This window comes from Desulfovibrio sp. GTC20076 (genome assembly GCF_055385905.1).
In genome coordinates this window covers 239,334-258,234 of record NZ_AP039366.1, presented here as the reverse complement: position 1 = coordinate 258,234, position 18,901 = coordinate 239,334, and the positions used below count along the sequence as shown (strand labels likewise).

At 53.9% G+C, this 18,901-nt stretch carries 18 protein-coding genes; 1 reads left to right on the top strand and 17 read right to left on the bottom strand.

What is annotated here, in order from left to right:
- Positions 1-229 precede the first annotated feature (229 nt).
- The 6 genes from ACZ495_RS01145 to ACZ495_RS01120 all read right to left on the bottom strand — a co-directional run bounded on the left by ACZ495_RS01145 (position 230) and on the right by ACZ495_RS01120 (position 6,377).
- Entirely contained in the window at positions 230-877 is a 648-nt protein-coding gene (locus ACZ495_RS01145; RefSeq protein ID WP_291330933.1) for a DUF6064 family protein, read from the bottom strand.
- Positions 834-1,511, bottom strand: a complete 678-nt coding sequence (locus tag ACZ495_RS01140; protein WP_462513229.1) for an ABC transporter ATP-binding protein — start codon at positions 1,509-1,511, stop codon at positions 834-836. Before ACZ495_RS01140 ends, ACZ495_RS01145 begins: the two co-directional genes overlap by 44 nt.
- Positions 1,508-2,260 carry an ABC transporter permease gene (locus tag ACZ495_RS01135; protein ID WP_291330935.1) on the bottom strand — a complete coding sequence of 251 codons (753 nt, stop codon included), beginning with the start codon at positions 2,258-2,260 and terminating at the stop codon, positions 1,508-1,510. The genes ACZ495_RS01140 and ACZ495_RS01135 overlap by 4 nt, the downstream gene beginning before the upstream one ends.
- Complete coding sequence (locus tag ACZ495_RS01130; RefSeq protein ID WP_464262500.1) at positions 2,247-3,065, bottom strand: ABC transporter substrate-binding protein; 819 nt, start codon at positions 3,063-3,065, stop codon at positions 2,247-2,249. Before ACZ495_RS01130 ends, ACZ495_RS01135 begins: the two co-directional genes overlap by 14 nt.
- Before the next feature lie 173 nt (positions 3,066-3,238).
- Positions 3,239-4,303, bottom strand: coding sequence for a class I SAM-dependent methyltransferase (locus ACZ495_RS01125; protein ID WP_336311067.1), 1,065 nt, complete (start codon positions 4,301-4,303; stop codon positions 3,239-3,241).
- 1 nt (position 4,304) lies between these two features.
- Positions 4,305-6,377 carry a TonB-dependent receptor gene (locus ACZ495_RS01120; protein ID WP_464262499.1) on the bottom strand — a complete coding sequence of 691 codons (2,073 nt, stop codon included), beginning with the start codon at positions 6,375-6,377 and terminating at the stop codon, positions 4,305-4,307.
- Positions 6,378-6,520: 143 nt separating this feature from the next.
- On the opposite strand from ACZ495_RS01120, the gene ACZ495_RS01115 reads away from it, so the two are divergent.
- Entirely contained in the window at positions 6,521-7,465 is a 945-nt protein-coding gene (locus tag ACZ495_RS01115; RefSeq protein WP_291330939.1) for a helix-turn-helix transcriptional regulator, read from the top strand.
- Between the two features lie 242 nt (positions 7,466-7,707).
- Here ACZ495_RS01115 and ACZ495_RS01110 read toward each other — a convergent pair whose 3' ends face one another.
- From ACZ495_RS01110 to trbJ, 11 genes are all read right to left on the bottom strand, one after another.
- A complete protein-coding gene (locus ACZ495_RS01110; protein WP_302785533.1) occupies positions 7,708-8,127 on the bottom strand; it encodes a DNA N-6-adenine-methyltransferase in 420 nt (139 codons plus the stop codon).
- Positions 8,124-10,355, bottom strand: a complete 2,232-nt coding sequence (locus ACZ495_RS01105; protein ID WP_336311065.1) for a zincin-like metallopeptidase domain-containing protein — start codon at positions 10,353-10,355, stop codon at positions 8,124-8,126. The genes ACZ495_RS01110 and ACZ495_RS01105 overlap by 4 nt, the downstream gene beginning before the upstream one ends.
- Positions 10,345-10,551 (bottom strand): hypothetical protein, encoded by a 207-nt coding sequence (locus ACZ495_RS01100; RefSeq protein ID WP_291330942.1) that lies wholly within the window; start codon positions 10,549-10,551, stop codon positions 10,345-10,347. Before ACZ495_RS01100 ends, ACZ495_RS01105 begins: the two co-directional genes overlap by 11 nt.
- Positions 10,552-10,865: 314 nt before the next feature.
- The gene (traF, locus tag ACZ495_RS01095; protein WP_336311064.1) at positions 10,866-11,438 is read right to left on the bottom strand and encodes a conjugative transfer signal peptidase TraF; all 573 of its coding nucleotides are present in this window, start codon (positions 11,436-11,438) and stop codon (positions 10,866-10,868) included.
- Positions 11,416-13,452, bottom strand: a complete 2,037-nt coding sequence (locus ACZ495_RS01090) for a type IV secretory system conjugative DNA transfer family protein (protein WP_336311063.1) — start codon at positions 13,450-13,452, stop codon at positions 11,416-11,418. Before ACZ495_RS01090 ends, traF begins: the two co-directional genes overlap by 23 nt.
- A 77-nt stretch (positions 13,453-13,529) precedes the next feature.
- Positions 13,530-14,753: a TrbI/VirB10 family protein gene (locus tag ACZ495_RS01085; protein WP_302785539.1), complete on the bottom strand. Its 1,224-nt coding sequence runs from the start codon at positions 14,751-14,753 to the stop codon at positions 13,530-13,532.
- Positions 14,754-14,760: 7 nt separating this feature from the next.
- Positions 14,761-15,309, bottom strand: a complete 549-nt coding sequence (locus ACZ495_RS01080) for a hypothetical protein (protein ID WP_302785540.1) — start codon at positions 15,307-15,309, stop codon at positions 14,761-14,763.
- Positions 15,309-16,229: a P-type conjugative transfer protein TrbG gene (gene trbG / locus ACZ495_RS01075; RefSeq protein WP_302785541.1), complete on the bottom strand. Its 921-nt coding sequence runs from the start codon at positions 16,227-16,229 to the stop codon at positions 15,309-15,311. The genes ACZ495_RS01080 and trbG overlap by 1 nt, the downstream gene beginning before the upstream one ends.
- A gap of 8 nt (positions 16,230-16,237) precedes the next feature.
- Positions 16,238-16,966: a VirB8 family type IV secretion system protein gene (locus tag ACZ495_RS01070; RefSeq protein ID WP_291330947.1), complete on the bottom strand. Its 729-nt coding sequence runs from the start codon at positions 16,964-16,966 to the stop codon at positions 16,238-16,240.
- A gap of 10 nt (positions 16,967-16,976) precedes the next feature.
- A complete protein-coding gene (gene trbL, locus ACZ495_RS01065; RefSeq protein ID WP_291330948.1) occupies positions 16,977-18,089 on the bottom strand; it encodes a P-type conjugative transfer protein TrbL in 1,113 nt (370 codons plus the stop codon).
- Between the two features lie 9 nt (positions 18,090-18,098).
- On the bottom strand, positions 18,099-18,899 hold the full coding sequence (trbJ, locus tag ACZ495_RS01060; protein ID WP_291330949.1) for a P-type conjugative transfer protein TrbJ: 801 nt from the start codon (positions 18,897-18,899) through the stop codon (positions 18,099-18,101).
- Between the last annotated feature and the right edge of the window lie 2 nt (positions 18,900-18,901).

Below are 18,901 nucleotides of genomic sequence, written 5' to 3'. Positions count from 1 at the left end.
CTTGCAGCTTTGCCGGACCTTACCTCTACCCCATTGGCTGTGAGACAAAATGCACGATCCGGCCCAATGGCAACGGCATTCGCCTTCACCGCGTAGTAGTGAGCACTCTATACATTGTCCAAGTTCCGCGAGTTGGCACGGGCAATAGGCGCTTCCGGCGTCCACACATTCTACAGGCCGTTTCACCATGGAGCGTGGGGTAACTTCGAACTTCGGTTTTGATAAGAGCTCATGTCGAAGCATGTTCGTCTCCGATGTTTTTCTCTGGCATGATTCTGTTCAGGCCAAGCACGTACGCACCAGCCAGAATGAGGATTATTTCTTCGTAGCATCCAACATGTCCAAAAATCTTAGGAATATTGACCAGAACCCAGGCAAGCAACATAAAAACAATGATATTATCCACACGTGGCATTGCCGCACTGAGAAGAGCCAGTGTAAAGATTGCTAATGGGCACGGCACTCCAGGTAGTGCAATCATGCCATGCCCACTGAGCATACCGAATACTGGAAATAAAAAAGCAAGAATGACAAAGATGAATGCTAAGAATCGTCTCAATGGAGAAACATTGAAGGTAAAATGAATTCTTCTAGCCATAATATCTATAAGAAATAGATAACCAATAGCTAGATACAGAGGGCCAGCAAAAAACTTCGCCATGGGTAGTTCACTGAAGTACATCAAAAAGCAGGCGATACCGTTAAAAATAAATATACTACTTAATATGACCTTGACGATAGCATCAGTTCTGGCTCCCTCTCGCTTGGCAATCAGAAACAATATGCCCAAGTACGCAACGATGATCAGCATCTGCACGATAAATGTGTCATCTCTAAAACTCTGAAGCGTCATCCAGAACGGTTCCATGTTTTTCATATTTGTGTCCTTTTTGACGGCATTCGACACCATGTTGATCCAACGTCATAATGCGTGCCGTTTTTATGAATATATCTTCAGGATCATGTGCAATCTGCATCATTCCAGCTCTAGATCGGAAAAGGAAATCAGCCAAATATCGTTTCATTTCGGCGCGTAGAGCGGGATCAAAACCGACAAACGGTTCATCGAGAAGCAATAGTTCCGGATCCACAGCTAGCGCTCGCGCCAGTGAAACGCGCTGTTTCATGCCGCCGGAGAGTTCCTCGGGCACCGCCTCCAGAAAATGGGCTAACCCCATATGTTCCAGCATATTCGTCGCCTTTTGTCCGGCTTGGGCGGGATCCATCCCCAAGCTGAGTAAAGGTAGCATGACGTTCTGGAGTGCGGTTCTCCACGGCAGCAGACGGGGTTCCTGAAAGACAACACCAATGCGTTGCGCTCCGATGTGGACATATCCACTTGTGGGACGCAAAATGCCCGCCGCCAGACGCAATAAAGTTGACTTGCCTACTCCGCTGCAACCTTGCAAAACTATTACTTCTCCAGGATCCAGCTGTAGGGAAAGGTCACGCAAAACATCATGTCTTGCGTAGGCAAAACCCACCTGAGAAAAAAGCACCAGAGAAGTCATCTTGCCTTCCTCTGAGATGTGTTGTGTCTGGTCAACAACAGCAGAGCCGCCTCAAGAACACCCACCAGAAGCATGCTGACCAGCGCCAAAGCGTAAAGCGCCGCAGTATCCAGATTGGTTCTGGCGATAGCTAAAGCATGGCCTAGCCCACAGGTGGCACCTATAGTTTCCGCCAGAATGGTTACACGCATCCCTCCCCCGAGGGCGATAATGGAACTTGAGAGTAAGGGTGCTGTGATAGCTGGAAGATACACATGCCAGAAGCGTTGTAAGCGGGTAATGCGGTAAACGGCGATCATTTCTTGCAGCCCGGAATCCACGGATCGGATACCTTCCACAACACCTACGTACACCGTTGGCACTACCGTTAGGGCCACAACGAAAATCACCATTTCAGAGTCAATACCGAACCAAAGCATGCCGAGCATGACCACAACTACGCCAGGCACGCTGGAAAGCATCCAGCGGGCGGGGGTAAGCGCCAAACGCAGCTGTTTGTAAAACCCAGCTGCCAGCCCTAAGCAGATCCCCGCACCTCCACCTAAAGCGATACCGCACACAAAACGCTCAAAACTGATGCGGAAGTCATCGCGCCAGAAGTCTGACTGCGAAAGGATGTCGCACAGGGCGATAAGCGTCGCCGCTGGCGATGGCATAACAAATCCCTGACAGCCCCGCGCCGCAACCTCCCATGCTCCTATAAGAACACCGCAGCCCAAAAGCCCCCAGAACATATCAGTGGCGCGCATCGGACAACCTCAGGAAGTCTTCTCCAGGCATACGCCCTCCAACAGAGGCCGGAGAAACTTCAAGTAACCGGGTGAGGAAAAAAGTCGCCATCATCGCTGCGTGGTCGCTGTCCATAATGCGTATGTCGCAAACCCGCTCTACATTCATTCCTTCAAGACTCCTGCCTAAAACAGGAAAAACATCGCCCGTAGTTTCAAGTGCCATGCGGGGGTGCTCCCTAGCATGGCTCACTCCCTCTACATAACTCGTACGGATGGCAGTTAGAGCCTCTTGACTGTCCGCCAGTGAACCAAAGACGGTAAGCGCCCCCAGCGGCATACATGGTGACTGAGGAAACGTTTCGGCCCACAGTGCACGGATATCCAGACATCCCAAAACGGGAATTCCTGAGGTATCAATCTGAATTCCAAGGGCAGACATGGCCTTTCCTGCCGCCGGTTCCACCAAGAAGGCATGCTTTGCACGACCACTACGCAGCATACCCACGGCCTCTAGAGCGCTACCCACATGGCGGGGCATGAAGCTCAGCCCGTGTTTTTTCATGAGTATGCGTAGCACAACTTCCGGCATTTCCCCTGGCCCGAAAGGCAACAGAATCTCCTCCCCATTCAGCATGTCCACGCTAGAAAATTCCTGATTCGTGGAAACAATCCAGGCTGGACCGGAAAATACGGCCACTACAGTGCAGTGCACTCCCTTGTTGTACAACGCGGCGGCGGACGCCACCGTCATGAGTGCCACGTCCACCTTACCTTTGGCGATGAGAGCGCGAAGCTGCTCCGGTGAATTCCAGGGCGTGAACACGGCCCCTTCCCTTCCTGGTACGTGAGGAGGTAGAGTGCGCATTAACACTAGCGGAATGGCCTCGCGCACGGGCGGACCAGCAAGGCGTAGCGGAGGTTGCGCCGCGACAGAGATAGTCCAGCCCCCGCAGACCACCCAAGCAAGAAGAAGAGCGAACGCGCACGGACGGATGTTCATACCGTGCCTTCCGTCAATGTCCCGGACTTACGCAGGATTGCTACTTCATTTTCACCAAAAAGCATGTTGATAGTTCGCCGTTCCAGAGAGGCGAAACCAGCCTCAAGTGCCAGCCTAGCTATGCGCCCCTCCTCAAACGAAACATCTTGGCCTTCCAACGCCAGAGAGAGGCGGGAAATAACCACCTTCTCCGGAGCGGTGCGCTCTCGGTTCAGTCCCTCGTGCAGACTGACAAAGACTCCACCGGGGTTCAGGGCGTCCAGCAGCTTTTTCATGAATGCAGGGAGGTCTTTCACAAAATACAGGCTCTGACCGGCCCATATGCAATCATAGCCGCATCCAAAGTCGATCAGATTGTAATCACCGGGATAGAACTCCGCACGCTCTTCCATGCCCGCAGCCTCGACCTCCTTTCGGGTCAACTCCAGTACAGGAGGCAAATCGCAGAATGCTCCCCGTAATGCCGCATTACGGCCCATAATAGATAAACCAATAATACCTGGTCCGCATCCAAGATCGAGAATATGGCGGAAATGCCGAAATTCCGGCAGCGACACCGCCATGTCCGCCAGTCTGCGAGATACCTCGCCCTGTTGGTAAGCAATCATGTCACGACTAGATTTTTTCCACAGATCTTTTCCGTCAATACGATCATCTTCTTTTACCGGCTGCGGCCCAGAATAGAGCAGTTCCTTCATCTTGCTGAGATTCCGGTGCTGCATGGCCTGGAGCCTACGCATCAGGTGACCTAGGTAGGTATTGGTTTCTTTGCGAAGATACATTTCGGCAAGTGCAGAATTGGCGTAGACCCCATTCTTTTTTGAGGTAAGGCCGAGAGCTGCCATAGCATCAAGGACATGGGCGAGATTTCCAGCATGCGGATTACCGAGGTGTGCCGCTATACCTTCCAGCGTACCCGTCTTGTGCAGAATATCGGGTAATTCCAGCTCAAGGGCCAGATCAAGCAACGCTGTGCGCACTGAGCCGAGCATCCAGTCTGTGAGGATTGAAACATCCGGTGACGCAGAATGTCCGGATGCAATTTTTTTTTCATCGTGCATACTAAAAACTCCATGAAACAGTTGTACCGAAACTGAACGGATTGCCGTCTTCCACAATTTTGTTGCCATTAGCCACAAGTTTTTTTGTTATATAGTGTGTATCAAAGACATTCTTCCCCCAAATAGCCACGGTAAGATTTTCGCCACGGTATCCGAATTGAAGATTGACTGTATTGTATCCAGGATCGCTAAGTGTATTTTCAGCGTCGAAATACTGTTTTCCAGATCCGAGATATTCCGCTTGCGCAAAAAAGCCGGATGGATGTGTATAACCAACGCCTAGGTGATACGTGAGGTCTGGTGCCCAAGGCAGACGATTGCCGCTATAGTTTTTTCTTCCACCACTGGGAGTGGACACCGTCCACTCGTCAATTTCAGAACGGGCATATCCAACGCCACCATGCAACTCCCAGCCCTCAAGTGGGTATGCCCTGACCTCTAGTTCGACGCCGGAGGTATGAGCCTTTGCAGAATTGGTGAATTTCCATGTACCGATGCCTGCAGATGGAACTTCTTCCCGAACCTGTTTGTCTCTGATGTCAGAATAAAAAGCGGAAACATTGGCTTGTAATTTGTTATCCAGCCAGTGTGTTTTCAGCCCAAGTTCGTAGTTGGTGCTGTATTCCGGTTTATAATAAAATGTATCTTTTGAACTGGCTGAAAAAACATTAAAGCCTCCTGGCAGATAGCCTTGGGACCATGATGCATACGTGGTCAGGTTGTCTGTAACGTCGAGAGAGGCGGAAGCCATGGGAAGGAACTCCGTGTAGCGAAAACCTTTTTCATACGCACGCCGCTGCCCTGCACCGGTTTTATATGTTTGTTCACCGTCTAAGCCCGTATATTCAGCCCGTAGACCTGCCGTCAGCCGAAAGGCATCCGTAATGGCATAGGTGGCCTGCCCGAAAAGTGCCCCCGTTGTTTCCGTGTAGTCCGTATGCAGATATGTGGTTGCAGCGGCCCGTCGGCGAATTCGGTTCATATCCGTATTCATGGAGGTTTTGCCCAAAAAGAGCCCGGCTACCCAAGAAAGCCTCTGCTTACCTACGGAAGAAAAACGCAGCTCTTCTGAGATATTGCGCTGATTAATGCTCATGTCGGACACGCCCAGAGGTAACGGCGTTCTGTCAAGATCAGACAACATCTTGTATTTGTAATCTAAATAGCTGGTTATTGATGTTGTTCTAACATGCTCGCCAGTATGTGTGATGGTGAACGCAGGAATCACAAGATCAGACGAAGCCTCGTCTGGGGCGTCGGAGCGAATTTTATACCGTCCGCTACGGTATGGCCCGGTGGACAAGCGCATACTGCCTATGCCATCGTCACTGTGTGTGGCATCCAATGACATGCGCACATCCAACGCATCCGTAGGGGTGAGTCGTAAAACCACTCGTCCCGAATCAGCCTTGTGTCGTGCCGCTTGATCTTTCTGTTTATATTCGTTGCGGACAAAGCCATCCGTTTGATGGCGAAGATAGCTTCCTGAAAAGTACACCTTGTCCTCAAGCAATGGCCCAGCCGCAGAAGCCCCCAGACGAAAGGTGTTATGATTCCCAAATTCCGTAAAAAGTGATCCCCGTAACTTGTTGTCCGGTGTGCGCCGCACAAGGTTGATCACCCCCGATTCACTGTTTCTGCCATAAAGAGTTCCCTGCGGACCGCGCAACACCTCAATGCCTTCCATGTCATGCAGGTAGATGTTCTGCATGTAGGACAAAGGATACGGCACCCCATCCACATAAAGCCCCGCTGGAGAATGTAGCGCCGTATCCCAGGTGGACATGCCGCGAATGACAATTTCATTACCGGAGCTAGTGCTTTTCATATGGACGTTGGGAAACATTTTTGTAGCGTCCTGCAAGGTTTCAGCCCCCTGATTTTCCAGATCGATATCCGAAGCCGTGGAGACGCTGCCTGCAATCTCCCGGAGCGCCTGTTCACGCTTAGTGGCGGTAACGGAGATCGCTTCCAGCGTATAGGTATCAGCGGGCTGCGGTTGTGATTCTGCCGCATGGGCGCTTTCGAATAGAAGAAAATAACTTAGGATTCCTCCTAAAATGTAATGACGCATGGCGTGTCACCTCTCCCCGGCGTGTGCTACTTTTAATTGAATTTGATTTTCCTTTTCATTAAACTAGAAAAAAGAGTCTTGCTAACCGTGGAAAGGTCAAAAAATATCCCCAGCGGGGTATCGCCGGGGTCGTTGAGGAATGTATGGGATTAGGACAAGATTTGACGCTTTTCGCCGGTCCTGGTTTTTACCGAACCTGCGGAACAGATTCTTTTATGCTCAGGCCGGGCCTTGTGTTGCAGCTTTCTCAACTTTCGCCCACAGATCCGTTGCATATGGAATTTGAAATTCAGAGTTCTCCGCTCATATTCGGGTTTATGCTCACTGGATCGAACCATTGTAGCTACAAGCATGGAGCGCTGAGCGGAACAACGCAGTTGCACACCAGCGGAAGTAATAGCATCACATATCTTTCAGACACAGTAGGGAATATGAGGTGCAAAGGTGGCATGCGTAGATTAAGTATTATTATGGATAAAGATTTCCTTTATCCCTATCTTGTGGCGGAACATACCAACATACCAAAGCAACTGGAACGTGTGTTTGAAGGCCGCAAAACAGCATTTCAGTGGATAGGCAAAAACAGCGCTCAAAAAATCCGTCTTATAGCAGATATTGTAACAAGCGCCTATGCGGGAACCCTGCGCAAACTGCATATGGAAATTCGAACACTTGAACTAATAGAAACACAGCTTATCGAATATCTTGCCACCCAAAATGGCTACGAACGGACAGTATCCCTATCGCCATCAGATGTACGACGCATAAAGGAAGCCAGGGAATTATTGGTGCAGGATATGGAAAGTCCACCAACACTTGCGCAATTGGCGAAGATGGTAGGTGTCGGTGAAAAAAAACTGAAGGTGGGCTTCAAGCAGGTCTTCGGTCTACCTGTGTTCGAATACTTCAGGAACTATCGCATGGAGGTTGCTCGCGAACTGCTTGCCGCAGGTGACATGAATGTCACAGAGATCGGTGTGCATATCGGCTACCAGAGTCTGAGTCATTTCAGTCATGAATTTTTCAAGCGCTACGGTGTGACACCTAAAAAATTTCAAAGTGGAAAAGGCAATAAAAATATTCTTTGAGCATAGGGATCGCCTTGTACAATGGTTATCTATTGAGTGAGTGTTTAGAACACAGCCCTACCTTTCTACCTTCAAGGTAAAAGACATGAAGATAGGGGCTGCTTCCGACCAGAATTGAGGCCCCCCTGCTCTTTTTCGCGCTACGGAGAGGCTCCTGAGTAAACAGCCCCGCATGCATGATGCTTTCTTAAAGACCGTCAGATAGAGCGAGATCGGGGCGCGTGGCCCGCAGAATTTCTGAGTTATCTAAAAATGACTACGGCACTTGGGAATGGTGCAGGATGCTTCGCGCCTTCAAAACGTACCCGTCCACGCAAAAAATGAATGTCGCCGTAGGGCATTACAAACGCATGCCACCAAGCGGTATCTGTTCTGGCCGGGAGAAGGCAGACAATGCGCTCTGCGTTTCTCTGGTGTATTTCTTCCACCGCCTTGGCTATCCAGCGGCCAATTTCACGGCCATACGGGGGATTCATCCAACATACTCCATGCCAACACTGTATCAGGCCGTTGGTTGCTGGCGAAAAAAACGTCCTGCACTTGGCATTTTCCCAAGTGGCGCACACATCCAGGGTAAAAGGCCCGTGAGAAATATCCCACACGTGGAACAGTTCCCAAGGCGTTGCCCACTCCATTTTTTTACTGGAGAAATGCACGTTCATAAGGACAACTCCCGCGCTTTCCCACGTTCCTGGCCTTTATCCTGCGCAACCCCCTTTTGCAAAACGATCCCCACTTGCCGTTTCACCTCATCCAGCCCACGGGACTGGTGCAGATCGTTAAAATCCGTCAGTCCCCTGGCCCGCTCTTCATCGGTGAAGATCGGAGCCACGACCTTGCCGCCGACCTCTTGAGCGGCCTTCTGCGCCAGTTCCACGCCCTTGTTCCAGGGTTCCACGCCGTCCGATGTGCGGCGTGTGTGTTTGTGGTCATTGTCCGCGCAGATGATAATAGCGGCATTGGGGAATTTTTCCCGCAGCTTTTTGGCTACAGGTTCCAGATTTCCCGCGTCAAAGGCCACAGCCACGGGTTTTTCCGTTGCCATGTGCAGACTCGCGCCGGTTGCATAGCCTTCGGCCAGGATGATATCCCCTTGAGAAAGGTCTTTCCCCGGCTCGGCAATCAGGTGGAAGTTGCCGTTTTTCTCCATCCCGTACATGAAGCTTTTTGCACCTTCCGGGGCAATGGTTTGCAAGCCACGCAACTCCTTGTCCACAGTCATCACGGGCACAAGAAGGTTGCCGACCACGTCCTCACGCACCCCGAAAGGCTGAACGCCCTTGGCTTGTAGATAGGGATTCTCGTTTGTGGCCCAATCATAAGCGATCCATTCCGTATACGCTTCCCGCGCCGCTCTTTGCTGGCGCTCCAGAATAAGCCGCTGCCGCTCCTCGCTTTTTTGTGCAATTTCGTCGTGTTGGGCTTCCAACTGCTCTTTGGTCAGCGTATGGCCCGTGGCAACCCAGGTTGTTTTGCCGCTGGTGCTGAAATTCTGCATCCAGCCGGCAGGCCGTTCATCCAGATAGCCGCAGTATGCGCCGTCCAGGTCACCGCCGCTTCTGCCGATGAGTGGCACACGATGGATATGCCCGTCCATAATCGGAGCTTTGCCGCGCAGATCAAGCCCGGCATTTTCCAAAGCCCGCGCAAATTCCTCTTGTGGAAGCATGAACGGTTCCGGCACGGGAGCCTTTTCCAGCGTCATTTCAGGAACCCAGGTCGCCAACGGAGCAATGTCAGTGCCTTCCGGTGCGTACCAGAGCTTGTTATCCTTGTCCCACTTCGCGCCGAACTTCTTTGCCCGTTCCTTTTCCTTGTAGGGAACGGCGAGAAAAGTTTTCTCCTTGGCTGGAGCCGTAGGAACGCCCATAGCGGCTATGCGCTCATCCTTTTCAAGAGATTTGCCGCGTTGCGCGGTCTTTTCCAGCTGCACCGTCTGTCCCGGGGCCTCCTGCTGAAGTTCCTTTTTCCGCTCCAGGTCAAAGACGTATTCTTTGATCCTTTCCGCGTCGCGGCAGGCCCGCACAATTTCGTAGGGGTCTTCTTTCAGGGCTTGAATCCATGACTGCACATAGGCGGCATGTTGGCCGGGATCGTGGCCGATGCCGATTTCCTGTCCGAGCATCCATGAGGCGATTTCCGCCCGCAACTCTTCCCGCGCATACGTTTCCGAACCAAAGGGGCCAAACTCGCGGTTCAGGCGCTTTTCTTCGCCTGTCCAGTGGCCCAACTCGTGCAGAGCCGTTGCGTAGTATTTATCCGGCGCGTCAAAGTTTTCCTTGGGCGGCAGATGAATGGCGTCTTCCATGCGCCGATAGAAGGCCCGGTTACTCTGGTCGTGCTTGATCGCCGCGCCGGAGGCGGCAAGGATGTTTTCCGCCTTTTCTATGGGCTCCCACGCATAGGCTTTATCTGTCAGCTGGAGCGGAGGAATGCCGTCAACCTGTTCAGCGTTGAAGACATAGGCGAAGCGGACAATGGGCTTGTCCAGCTCCACTTTTTCTTTTTCCGGCTTGCCGTCCGCACCAAAGACGGGTTTGCCCTCTTTATCTAGCTTGTCCTTTTCCGCAATGAACTGAAAATAGACTACCGGTGTGGCCTTGCTGCCGGGCAAAATGCTGTAGCCGTGGTCATTGGCCTGTTTCAGCGTCATCCAGCGCGGGTCGTCATAGCCGGAAAGCGCCAGATGCACCCGGTTCATGCCCCGGTACACCGTGCCGGAGACGGGATTGTGGGGAACCAGGGAGGCTTTTCCCAGCGTCCAAGGTACTTGCCACGGGGCCGTTCCTTCCTGAAGGCGCTCAATGATCTTGCTAGCAAACTCTTCATGGAACGGGGGCCGCTTCGGCTTCTGCGGCTTCTGAGTGCCGGTTTTGGTGTTAGCCGACATAGACCACCTCCCCGGAATCGGTGACGGTCAAAAGGCCGTCTTCCACCATGTCGGCCAGCGTAATGGCCTCTTCGGGGAAAGCGCCCATGTAGTCCGCAACGTCAGGGTCAAGCGGGACGCCGTAAATCACGGAATCGCCTTCAATCTGCTGCGCAATGGCCTTTGCCGCAGCGCGTAAATATTCTTTGTTGTGCATGGTCATTTTCCTTTTTTAAGACGGCTAAACCTCTTGCTTTTTATAGAGCTGTGCTTAACTATTAAGACAAGTTTGTTCTTTTCAGCATCCCTGGATGAGTAACCCCACCATAGTGAGAGAAAGGATTGTTGAAGCAGCGGTTAGAGATTCGTTTTGGAAATTCACCTTTAATGCCCGATGGGAGGGTCAGATGAAGAAGACTATTAAATTCTTTACAGGCCTGCTCTTCGTAGGCCTGTTGGCAACTGGACTGTCTGTTGAGCATACAACTTGGCAGGCACAAACAATCACAACTAACAGCATGACTATCTCTCCTAGGGGTGCTTAAAAGAGCGAACACAAGGACTCCTTTCAAGGCCCGCATGTTTCAAGGCATGATGGCCTTTTTCATTTTCGGGCCAGAGCCAAACAGCCTCCACCCGCTGGAGTCTGTCCAACGGAACGAACCCGAAATAGCGGCTGTCAAAACTGCCGGGATGATCGGCCAGCACCAGGGCCATGCCGGGAGGAACGACGCCCGGCATCAGAACTGGCGATATGGAGCGCCCTTGGCTGTCCACGGAACGGATCGGGAATGCGGACGGATCAACAGACTCCCCCGGCAGCGCGGCCAAACGCTTGAGCAGGGGCCGCAGGCCGGAGGGGCAGGAACCAGGCTCCAGATAGCCACGTTCCAAAGCCAGCTCCGCGAACTCACCTTGCAGACAAACACTCACCAGATCGTTTTTCTCTGGAAGGCCGGGAGCAAGGCGGTAGATGCCCATGGGCAGTGACGGCGTGGGATTGAAGCGCAGGCCCACGCCGGAGGCCAGGGCAAACGTCAGCGCGAGCCACACCCCAATGAACAGCGCCCGCCGCGTCAGGCTACGCAACGAAGTACTGTTCACTGAAAGCCTCGTTCTTTTCAGGGGGAGCCGCGACAACAGGCGTTGCCGAGTACCACGCCGCAGGGCGCGGCTCGTAAAGAGAATCCGTTATGCCGCTTTGGTATTGGGGTGTGAGGCCGGGAACCGGAATCTTTGCGCGGGCCGAGAACACAGGGTCAAAGAAATAGAGAATTTGCCGACCGTAGATAGGCGATTGCCCGGCTGTGAAAATCAGCATATCGCCGGGCTTTACTACCTTGCCTTGAGAATCCTTCTCCGGGCCGGGGAGCCTCATGCACTCATCCGGCGTAAGCAGAGGCCGGGCTGTTTCGGAGACGTTGACCGAGGCGTTTTTCATATGCCCGGTTCTGGAGCCAGAGAGAGAAACCTTTTCTTCCACAACAGTGGTTTTGCCCGTCATGTCGGAAAGGGTTTTGGCCGTTTCAATGGTGTTCGGCGCGTAGGCAATACGGACATGGCAGTTTGCCATGAGCGCGTTGTCCTTGCCATACACGGCATTGAGTTGGGCAATGTCTTGAACGATGATGTAGACCTTGCCGCCGTATCCGGCGATATAGGCCAGCGCCTTCTCCATAATCGGGAGTTTTCCCAGGCTGGTGAATTCGTCCAGCAGGAGCAGCAGGCGGTGTTTATACCCGACCATGCTTCCACCGTCCGCAAACTCCATCTTGGCGCAGATGCGGCGCACAATCATATCCACCATGAGCCGCAGCAACGGGCGCATCCGGTCAATGTCCGCAGGAGATATGACAAGATACAGATTCACTGGTTTTTCATGGTTCATCAGGTCATGGATGCGGAAATCACAGGAAGCGGTGTTTAAGGCCACAACCGGATCGCGGTACAGCGCCAGATTGGTCAGCGCAGTGGAAACCACGCCGGAAGCTTCGTTTTCCGCCTTGTTCAACATCTCCCGCGCTGAGCTGGCGATAAAGGTATGGGCCTTGGCTCCGGCATCCGAGCCTTCAGCCTTGGGGAATATCTCCCGCAGCAGGACGGAGTGATCCGTGCCCACCATTTCCTTAAACAGGTCTTGGATGGTGCGGCTCTCGTCAGCCAACATGCTGGAAAGGTCATAGAGGGTTGCCGTGCGCTTTTGCGCGTGACGGGTCATTATGCAGCAATGCAGGATAGCTCCACCGAGCATGCCAAAGGCCGCTTTGCTCCAGTGGTCTTCAAGCCCCTTACCCGTGGGGTCTACCAGCATGGCAGCCATGTTCTGCACATCCGGTATCGCTAGCAGGGTATCAAGGCGGATTTCTTCCAAGGGATTGAACCGGGCGGACGCGCCGGAAGGATCGGAGGGGTCAAAACGCAAGACAAGCTGATCTTGCGATTTGCGCCACCCGGCAGTTAAGGCCCAGTTTTCTCCTTTTATATCAAGAACAATGCTAGAACCTTCCCAAGCCAGGAGCGTAGGCAGGATGAGGCCCACGCCCTTACCTGAACGAGTAGGCGCGAAAACCATTATGTGTTCCGGGCCATTGTGCCGGAGGTAGAGTTGTATTTCTTCGGGCCTGGATTTGAGCTTGCGCAGCAGGAGCGCGGTCCCAGCATACCTTTTCAGCCAGCCGCCCACATAGACGCCCTTGCCCTCAAAGTAGCCCATCGTGCGGATTTCTCGCTCTTCCGCCCAGCGGGCCGAACCGTGCAAGTTGGCATTGGAACGCAATTCTTTCTGAAAGCAGAGCCAGAAGCCGATAATGACAAATTGCGGAAGCAGGAAAAGAACCTGGCTGTGAGCAATGGCCTGCTCAATAAACCCGTAGGTATCGTTTGCCCCGACCCCCTCTTGCCAGACAAAGGCCGACCACGGCGCATACCAGGGAAGGCCGAAGGCGATTCCCCACGGCTGGCCGAGAGCGGCCTGATACTCAAAAAACGCCGCGATGCGCTGAGTCGCCAGAGCCATGCTGCCAAGACCTAGCAGCAGTATGAACGGCAGATACAGCCAGCGCAGAGTCGTTTTAGGAGTTTCTTCCCCCAAACCGTATTGAACCTTTTTCGCAGCCATAACATTCTCGAAATGAGGCCGCCCGCTCACATGAGGACGGCGCGAAGTCGGGGCGCAAGGCTCGCAGAGGGGAAAGATTATCGCTGTGGCCGGTAAGGCCGCTCAAAAACCAAATCTTTTGTCACAATGACGTTGAACTGGTAGCCGGGTCTGATTTCTAGTGTAGGCTTGATGTTCAGGTTTTTTTGCAGGAGTTGAAGCGTGGCCTGTCCAAGTTGTGCGGCCAAGGCGGAACCCATTTCATTCTGGAGGGTCGGTTTGTCGCTTTCGGAATTGCTGTTGTCCAGTGAATCCATTGTGTAGGCCATGCCGCCGGACATCAGGCTCATGAGCACGGCGGAACCGAAAATACGGAAATAGTGGTTATTCACCTCATCCGTGTATCCGGCATTGCCCGCCATATCCGAGCCGGGCATGGCTCCAAGGGTAATGGACGAGCCGTCAGGAAACACCACGCGGTTCCAGGCCACCAAAACCCGTTCCTGCCCGTAGATCACGCGGGAATCGTACACGCCGAAGAGCTTTGCCCCTTGCGGCAGCAGCAAATGCTTGCCTGTGGCCGAGTCAAAGACGTTTTGCGACACCTGGGCAATGATGTTGCCGGGCAGGTCGGAATTGATGCCCGTCACCATGACACCAGGGATCACCGCGCCTGTTTTGAGTTCAAACTGTTGCCCGACCATTCGGGAATACGGTGAAATCCAGCTTGCGTCTTTTGCCGCTCGATCAAAGAACGCCTCTTTGTCCTTGTCCGCAGCCAAGTCATAGGATCTTTCATGCAGTCCGGAAGCATCGGACATGGACATGGAAGGCTTGCCAGGAGCAGAGCCAGAACCGTCAGCAGAGCCCGGAGCCGTGTTTGACTGGCTGGCCTTTTTCACGCCAAGGGGAGCAGAAAGCGCGGCCAGGTGAGCTTGCGCCTTCATGCGCCGGAGGTTTTCCAATTCCTGCCGGTAACTGTCGGATTGCCTTTTGTCGGATTGTACCACGATCAGCGGTTCCCGCTTCGCGCCGTTCTGCGCGGGCGTGTCGGGCTGTACCGCAGCGAGCGAGCCCTCAGGTGGAGCCAGGGCGAGGCCACGCCCTTCGACCATGAGCAGCGGTTTTTCTTCCTCCTTTATATCCACCTTGGGAGTGCCGCGTTGTTCTTTTCCCTGGTTGTGGGCAAAGTTCACGCTGTAAACCAGCACGCCGAGCAGAAACAGCCCGGCGAGCAACACGGCGTAGAGAGGCCATTTACTCATGCGGGCGACATCAACCTTTTTTATCGGCTCCAGACTATTGGGGGTAACGTCAGACATGCGCCCCCTATTCCGTAAGGAAGCTGCGGGGGGCGTTATAGGCTTCTCCCGCCGCTTCTTTGCTTTTGGTCACGATCTGTCGCGACTTTTGTAGCAGGGAGCGTTTGAATTCTATCTCCGTGCGGCTTTGCCCGGCTTCCGGCTGGCCGCTGGCGGTGTAGGCCCGCGCAATGGATTTTCCGTTATCTTCACTGTCCAAAATACGGAGATGCAGATACCACGAGGATTTTTCACCTTTCTCGAAAATGGCATCCAACGTGTAGGCTATTGCCAGAGTGTCAGTTTGCGCATCGGGAATCAGGGTGAAGCCCTTTGTGCGCAAACCATTTTCAAAGGCTTGGGCAAATTTATTGCCCTCGTCCTTGGCCGGGACGAGGTGAACGGAGGTATGCCCCGGAGGGTACAGACTTGAGAGGCAGTCCACGGCATCGGCGGCGATAGCGGCAACGGCGTTACCCTCCGGCAAAGGCCCGCAATAGGAACCCATAGGCTCGCGCCCTGCACAGCCCGAAGCCAACAACACCAGAAGCAGCAATGGGAAAATGACTATGCGCATCACTTTTTTCCCCTTATGACTTCCACTTTTTCCTGATCGCCATCCACGCCGACAATGAGCGCGATCCGCTCAAATAAGCCGTCCACAATCATGGCCGAATTCTTCACCCGGTAATTGACCAGCACTTCACGGCTCCCTTTGCGGACGAGCAAAACGGGCATTTCCCCGGACGCGGTTTTCTCCGGCAGCCGGATAACGGTTTGCCGTCCATCATCATATACCCGCTCTGGCTTCCAAGCGGCTTTGCCCTTCACCTCATAACGAAAATTGAGTTTAGATAAATCCGCCTGCTGGCCATCCACAGTGGTGGAGTTCCATTCGCGCTCTTTGGTTTCTTTCTCTTGCCGGGCCGCGCGTTGACGGTTCAGCGAGTCCGCATAGAGGAAGCCGACATAGGGCGTGTGGCCTTTGCGCTGTGATACAAGACGCAGATGGTACACGCGGCGGTTTGTGGTGATCACCGTGGAGCTTTCAAGCCCCGCATCCACGGGCTTGATGAACAAATGCACCCTGGCGTCAGGGCCGGAACCCGCTGAACCCGATTCCACCATCCAGCGGGCCGAATCGCCCACCACGATTTCATTGACCACCTCTCCGGCTTCAAGCTCCACATCCGAAACCTGCATGGGCGTTGCCACAATGGTGGGCAGGCTGGCCCCGTGGACGTACACCACCTTGCCGCCGCCGGACAGAACCGGATCAACATTCTGCCGCGCCCAGTCATCGGAAAGGCTGAGAGCCTTTCTTTCCTTCGGGGTCAGCGGCACGACCTTGGGGCTAATATAGTCGATTTCCTGTACGGATTGGCTGGCGCTCATGCCGTCCAGGGGCGGCGGGTAGCCGGGGGGAATGTCCTGGGCCGCCAACGCGGTTCTTGCGCAGAGCGTAAAGGCAAGAAGCAGAAACAGTATCTTTTTCATGAGAAGCCTCATTCCTGATTGTTTTGCGGTTTGACGGGAGCCGGAGTACCGACCACTTTGCCAGCCGACAGCGCCGTAATGTAGACGCCGCCCGGATTGCGGAGCAGAACAGCGTCCACCGTGGGCGGGTTGATCTGGATTGTCACCGTGGCCTCATAATTGTGGGAATCCAGCATGACGCCCGCATGACTGCGGACGGTTTCAACCCATTCCACCCGGTAGGAATCGGTACTGACCGGCAGCGGCAGCCCCTTGATTTCCACATGCACCAACTTGCCGCTTTTGGCGATTTCATAAGGATTATTTGCTTCGTACCATTGACGCAAAACGCCTTTAGCGCTTCCGGCCATGAAAAAGGAAAGCCGCTCGATCATTTTTTGCTGGAGTTCCACGTCCGCCGTGACCGTGCGCCAATCACTGACGCACTTGGCAATTTCCGCTTGGATCAGCCGCTGCGGGGTTTTGCTAGCCACATCCGCCCGCGCCATAACCGCCGCTTTGCCGAGAGCGTCCACTTCGATAATGTAGGGAATGGTCTTTGTCTGGCTTGCCTGTATGACGTTGCCAGTGATGGAAACGCCGGTGATGAGCAGACAGAGGAAGGCGACCATACGCCATTGCGCGGCACGGTTGATATAAGATCCGTAGCGTTCAAGCCACTCTTCGCGTCCGTCCAGGTAGGGGCTTCCCCCTTTTTCCCGCACGGGTAGTTTCACTTGTGATTTGAAAAAAGGCATAGATACCGCCTTATGTGTCGTTATTCATCTTGGCACGTTCAAGCCGGTCCTGCATTTCAGACCGGGTACGGGTACTGAGGGCTTTTTCGCCGGAAGCCTTAGCATCCTGCCGCGCTCCCCATAGCGATTTCGCCATGTGCGCCGCTTTGCTCAGGCCCCTAGCCCCGTCCATGCTTGCCACCTTGGCCGCGTCTTTCACGCTCTGAACGGTGTTGCTCCCGGCGACCATCGTGCCGAGAGTCGCCCCTCCCACGGCGGCAGCCGAGGCTGTAAGCGCCGCGCCGCTGGAAACGTGGGAACCGTTGATAATGCCCGCACAGACATCTGGCAGGGATTTAACCAGGGCCAGCAGCACCACGGACGCGCCAATGACCACAAAAATATCCTGCAATTCCGCAGTGGACGTGGAAAAACTCTCGATAAAGGCAATGCCCACCCCAAGCACGAGCTGCATAACAAAGAGTTTGAAGGCCACGGCCAGAACGTAGCGGATCGCGTTGACGGCATAATCCTTGAGAAAGGCGCTACCGCCGAAACCGACCAGGATAACAGCCGCCGCCATTGCCACCATTGCTTCGCACTTGATGAACACCACTTGCGCGGAAATGAGCGCGAAGCAGACAATGATCACCAGGGCGGCAATGAGCAGGGCTATGGAGTTGCCCGGCGACCAGACGGAAAGTTTATCCAGCACCAGTTTGACGAGTTGCATTCCGGTCAGGAACGGAGACTCTGAAGAATAGTCGCCGGGGGTCAGTTCCCTGCCGATTGCGCCGAGGCCGTTGATCAGGTTCCACGACCATTCCTTGTAATAGGTGATAACGGCCATGAAAAACCCGGCCATGAGCAGGAGCATGACAAACTGTTTCAGAATGTCGCCAAGCTGATCGCGGTTGAGCGCTGCTTTGATGCCAAGAAAGCACACCTCCAGAATGACCAGCCCGCGGAACACAACCAGGGCGTACCGCTTCAAGGTCGGCTCCCAGGTGCTTGTTTTGTTGTAAAACTCATGCACCAGCTTGGAGACGAAATCTTCATCAGCGGCATGGGCCAGTTCCGGCAGGAGCAGAATCGCCAGCGGAGGGAGGCAGAGCACGGCCAGAAGCAGCAAATATTTTTTCATGGCCGCCGCCTAAAAAGGGTCTGGCTTGGCTTTCGCACTGCCGATCCGGTTTGTTTTCAATGTGTCCCGCCATGCCTCTTGGGCCATCTGGCTTTCTTTCTCCGCCTTCATCTGACTGGCTAAGTTGGACTGCACCTGTGTGGCCATGAGTTCGCGGAGCTGCCGGGCCTCCTGCACCTGGAGGGCGGAAAGCTGGTTCCCCGCCATGATCGCCTTTTGCTGGCCGTCCGGCGTGGAAAGCAATTCCTCAAGATAGGACTGGAAGCGCCCGGCATCCTTTTGCAAATCGTCAAGCTGGTGGCCGGAAAGCTGAAACGTGGCCTGTGAAGCCTGATCCACGGTTGCAGACCACTTGTCCCACTGCTGTTGATATTGTGCGTTGGCGGCTTCAACCTGTGCCGGGCTGGCCCCGGCCAGCTCTTCGAAAAGCGCCTGTTCGGGAAACAGGGAATTGAACACCTGTCCAAGCCCCACAATATCGCCGCGCAGCGTCTTGAGGTTGCCGGAGAGGTTGGCAAGGCGGGTCAGATTGCCTTTGAGTTCATTCACCAGATTGGCCGGGAGTTGCGCGGTGTTTTGCAGCATATTGGCGTACTGCTCGATATTCTGCTGCACCATGCGGATTTGCTGGGCCGTTTGCGTTACGGACTCGTGGTATTCACTGATAAGCGTGGAAAGTTGCTCCATGTTTGTGGCGCGATCCAAAGCCTGCAACAGACTGTTGCTGCAATTCACGCACGAAACAGTCAGGGCATGGGCTGGCGTGGCGAACATGCACATGAGGGACAAGACGGACAGTAACTTTTTCATAG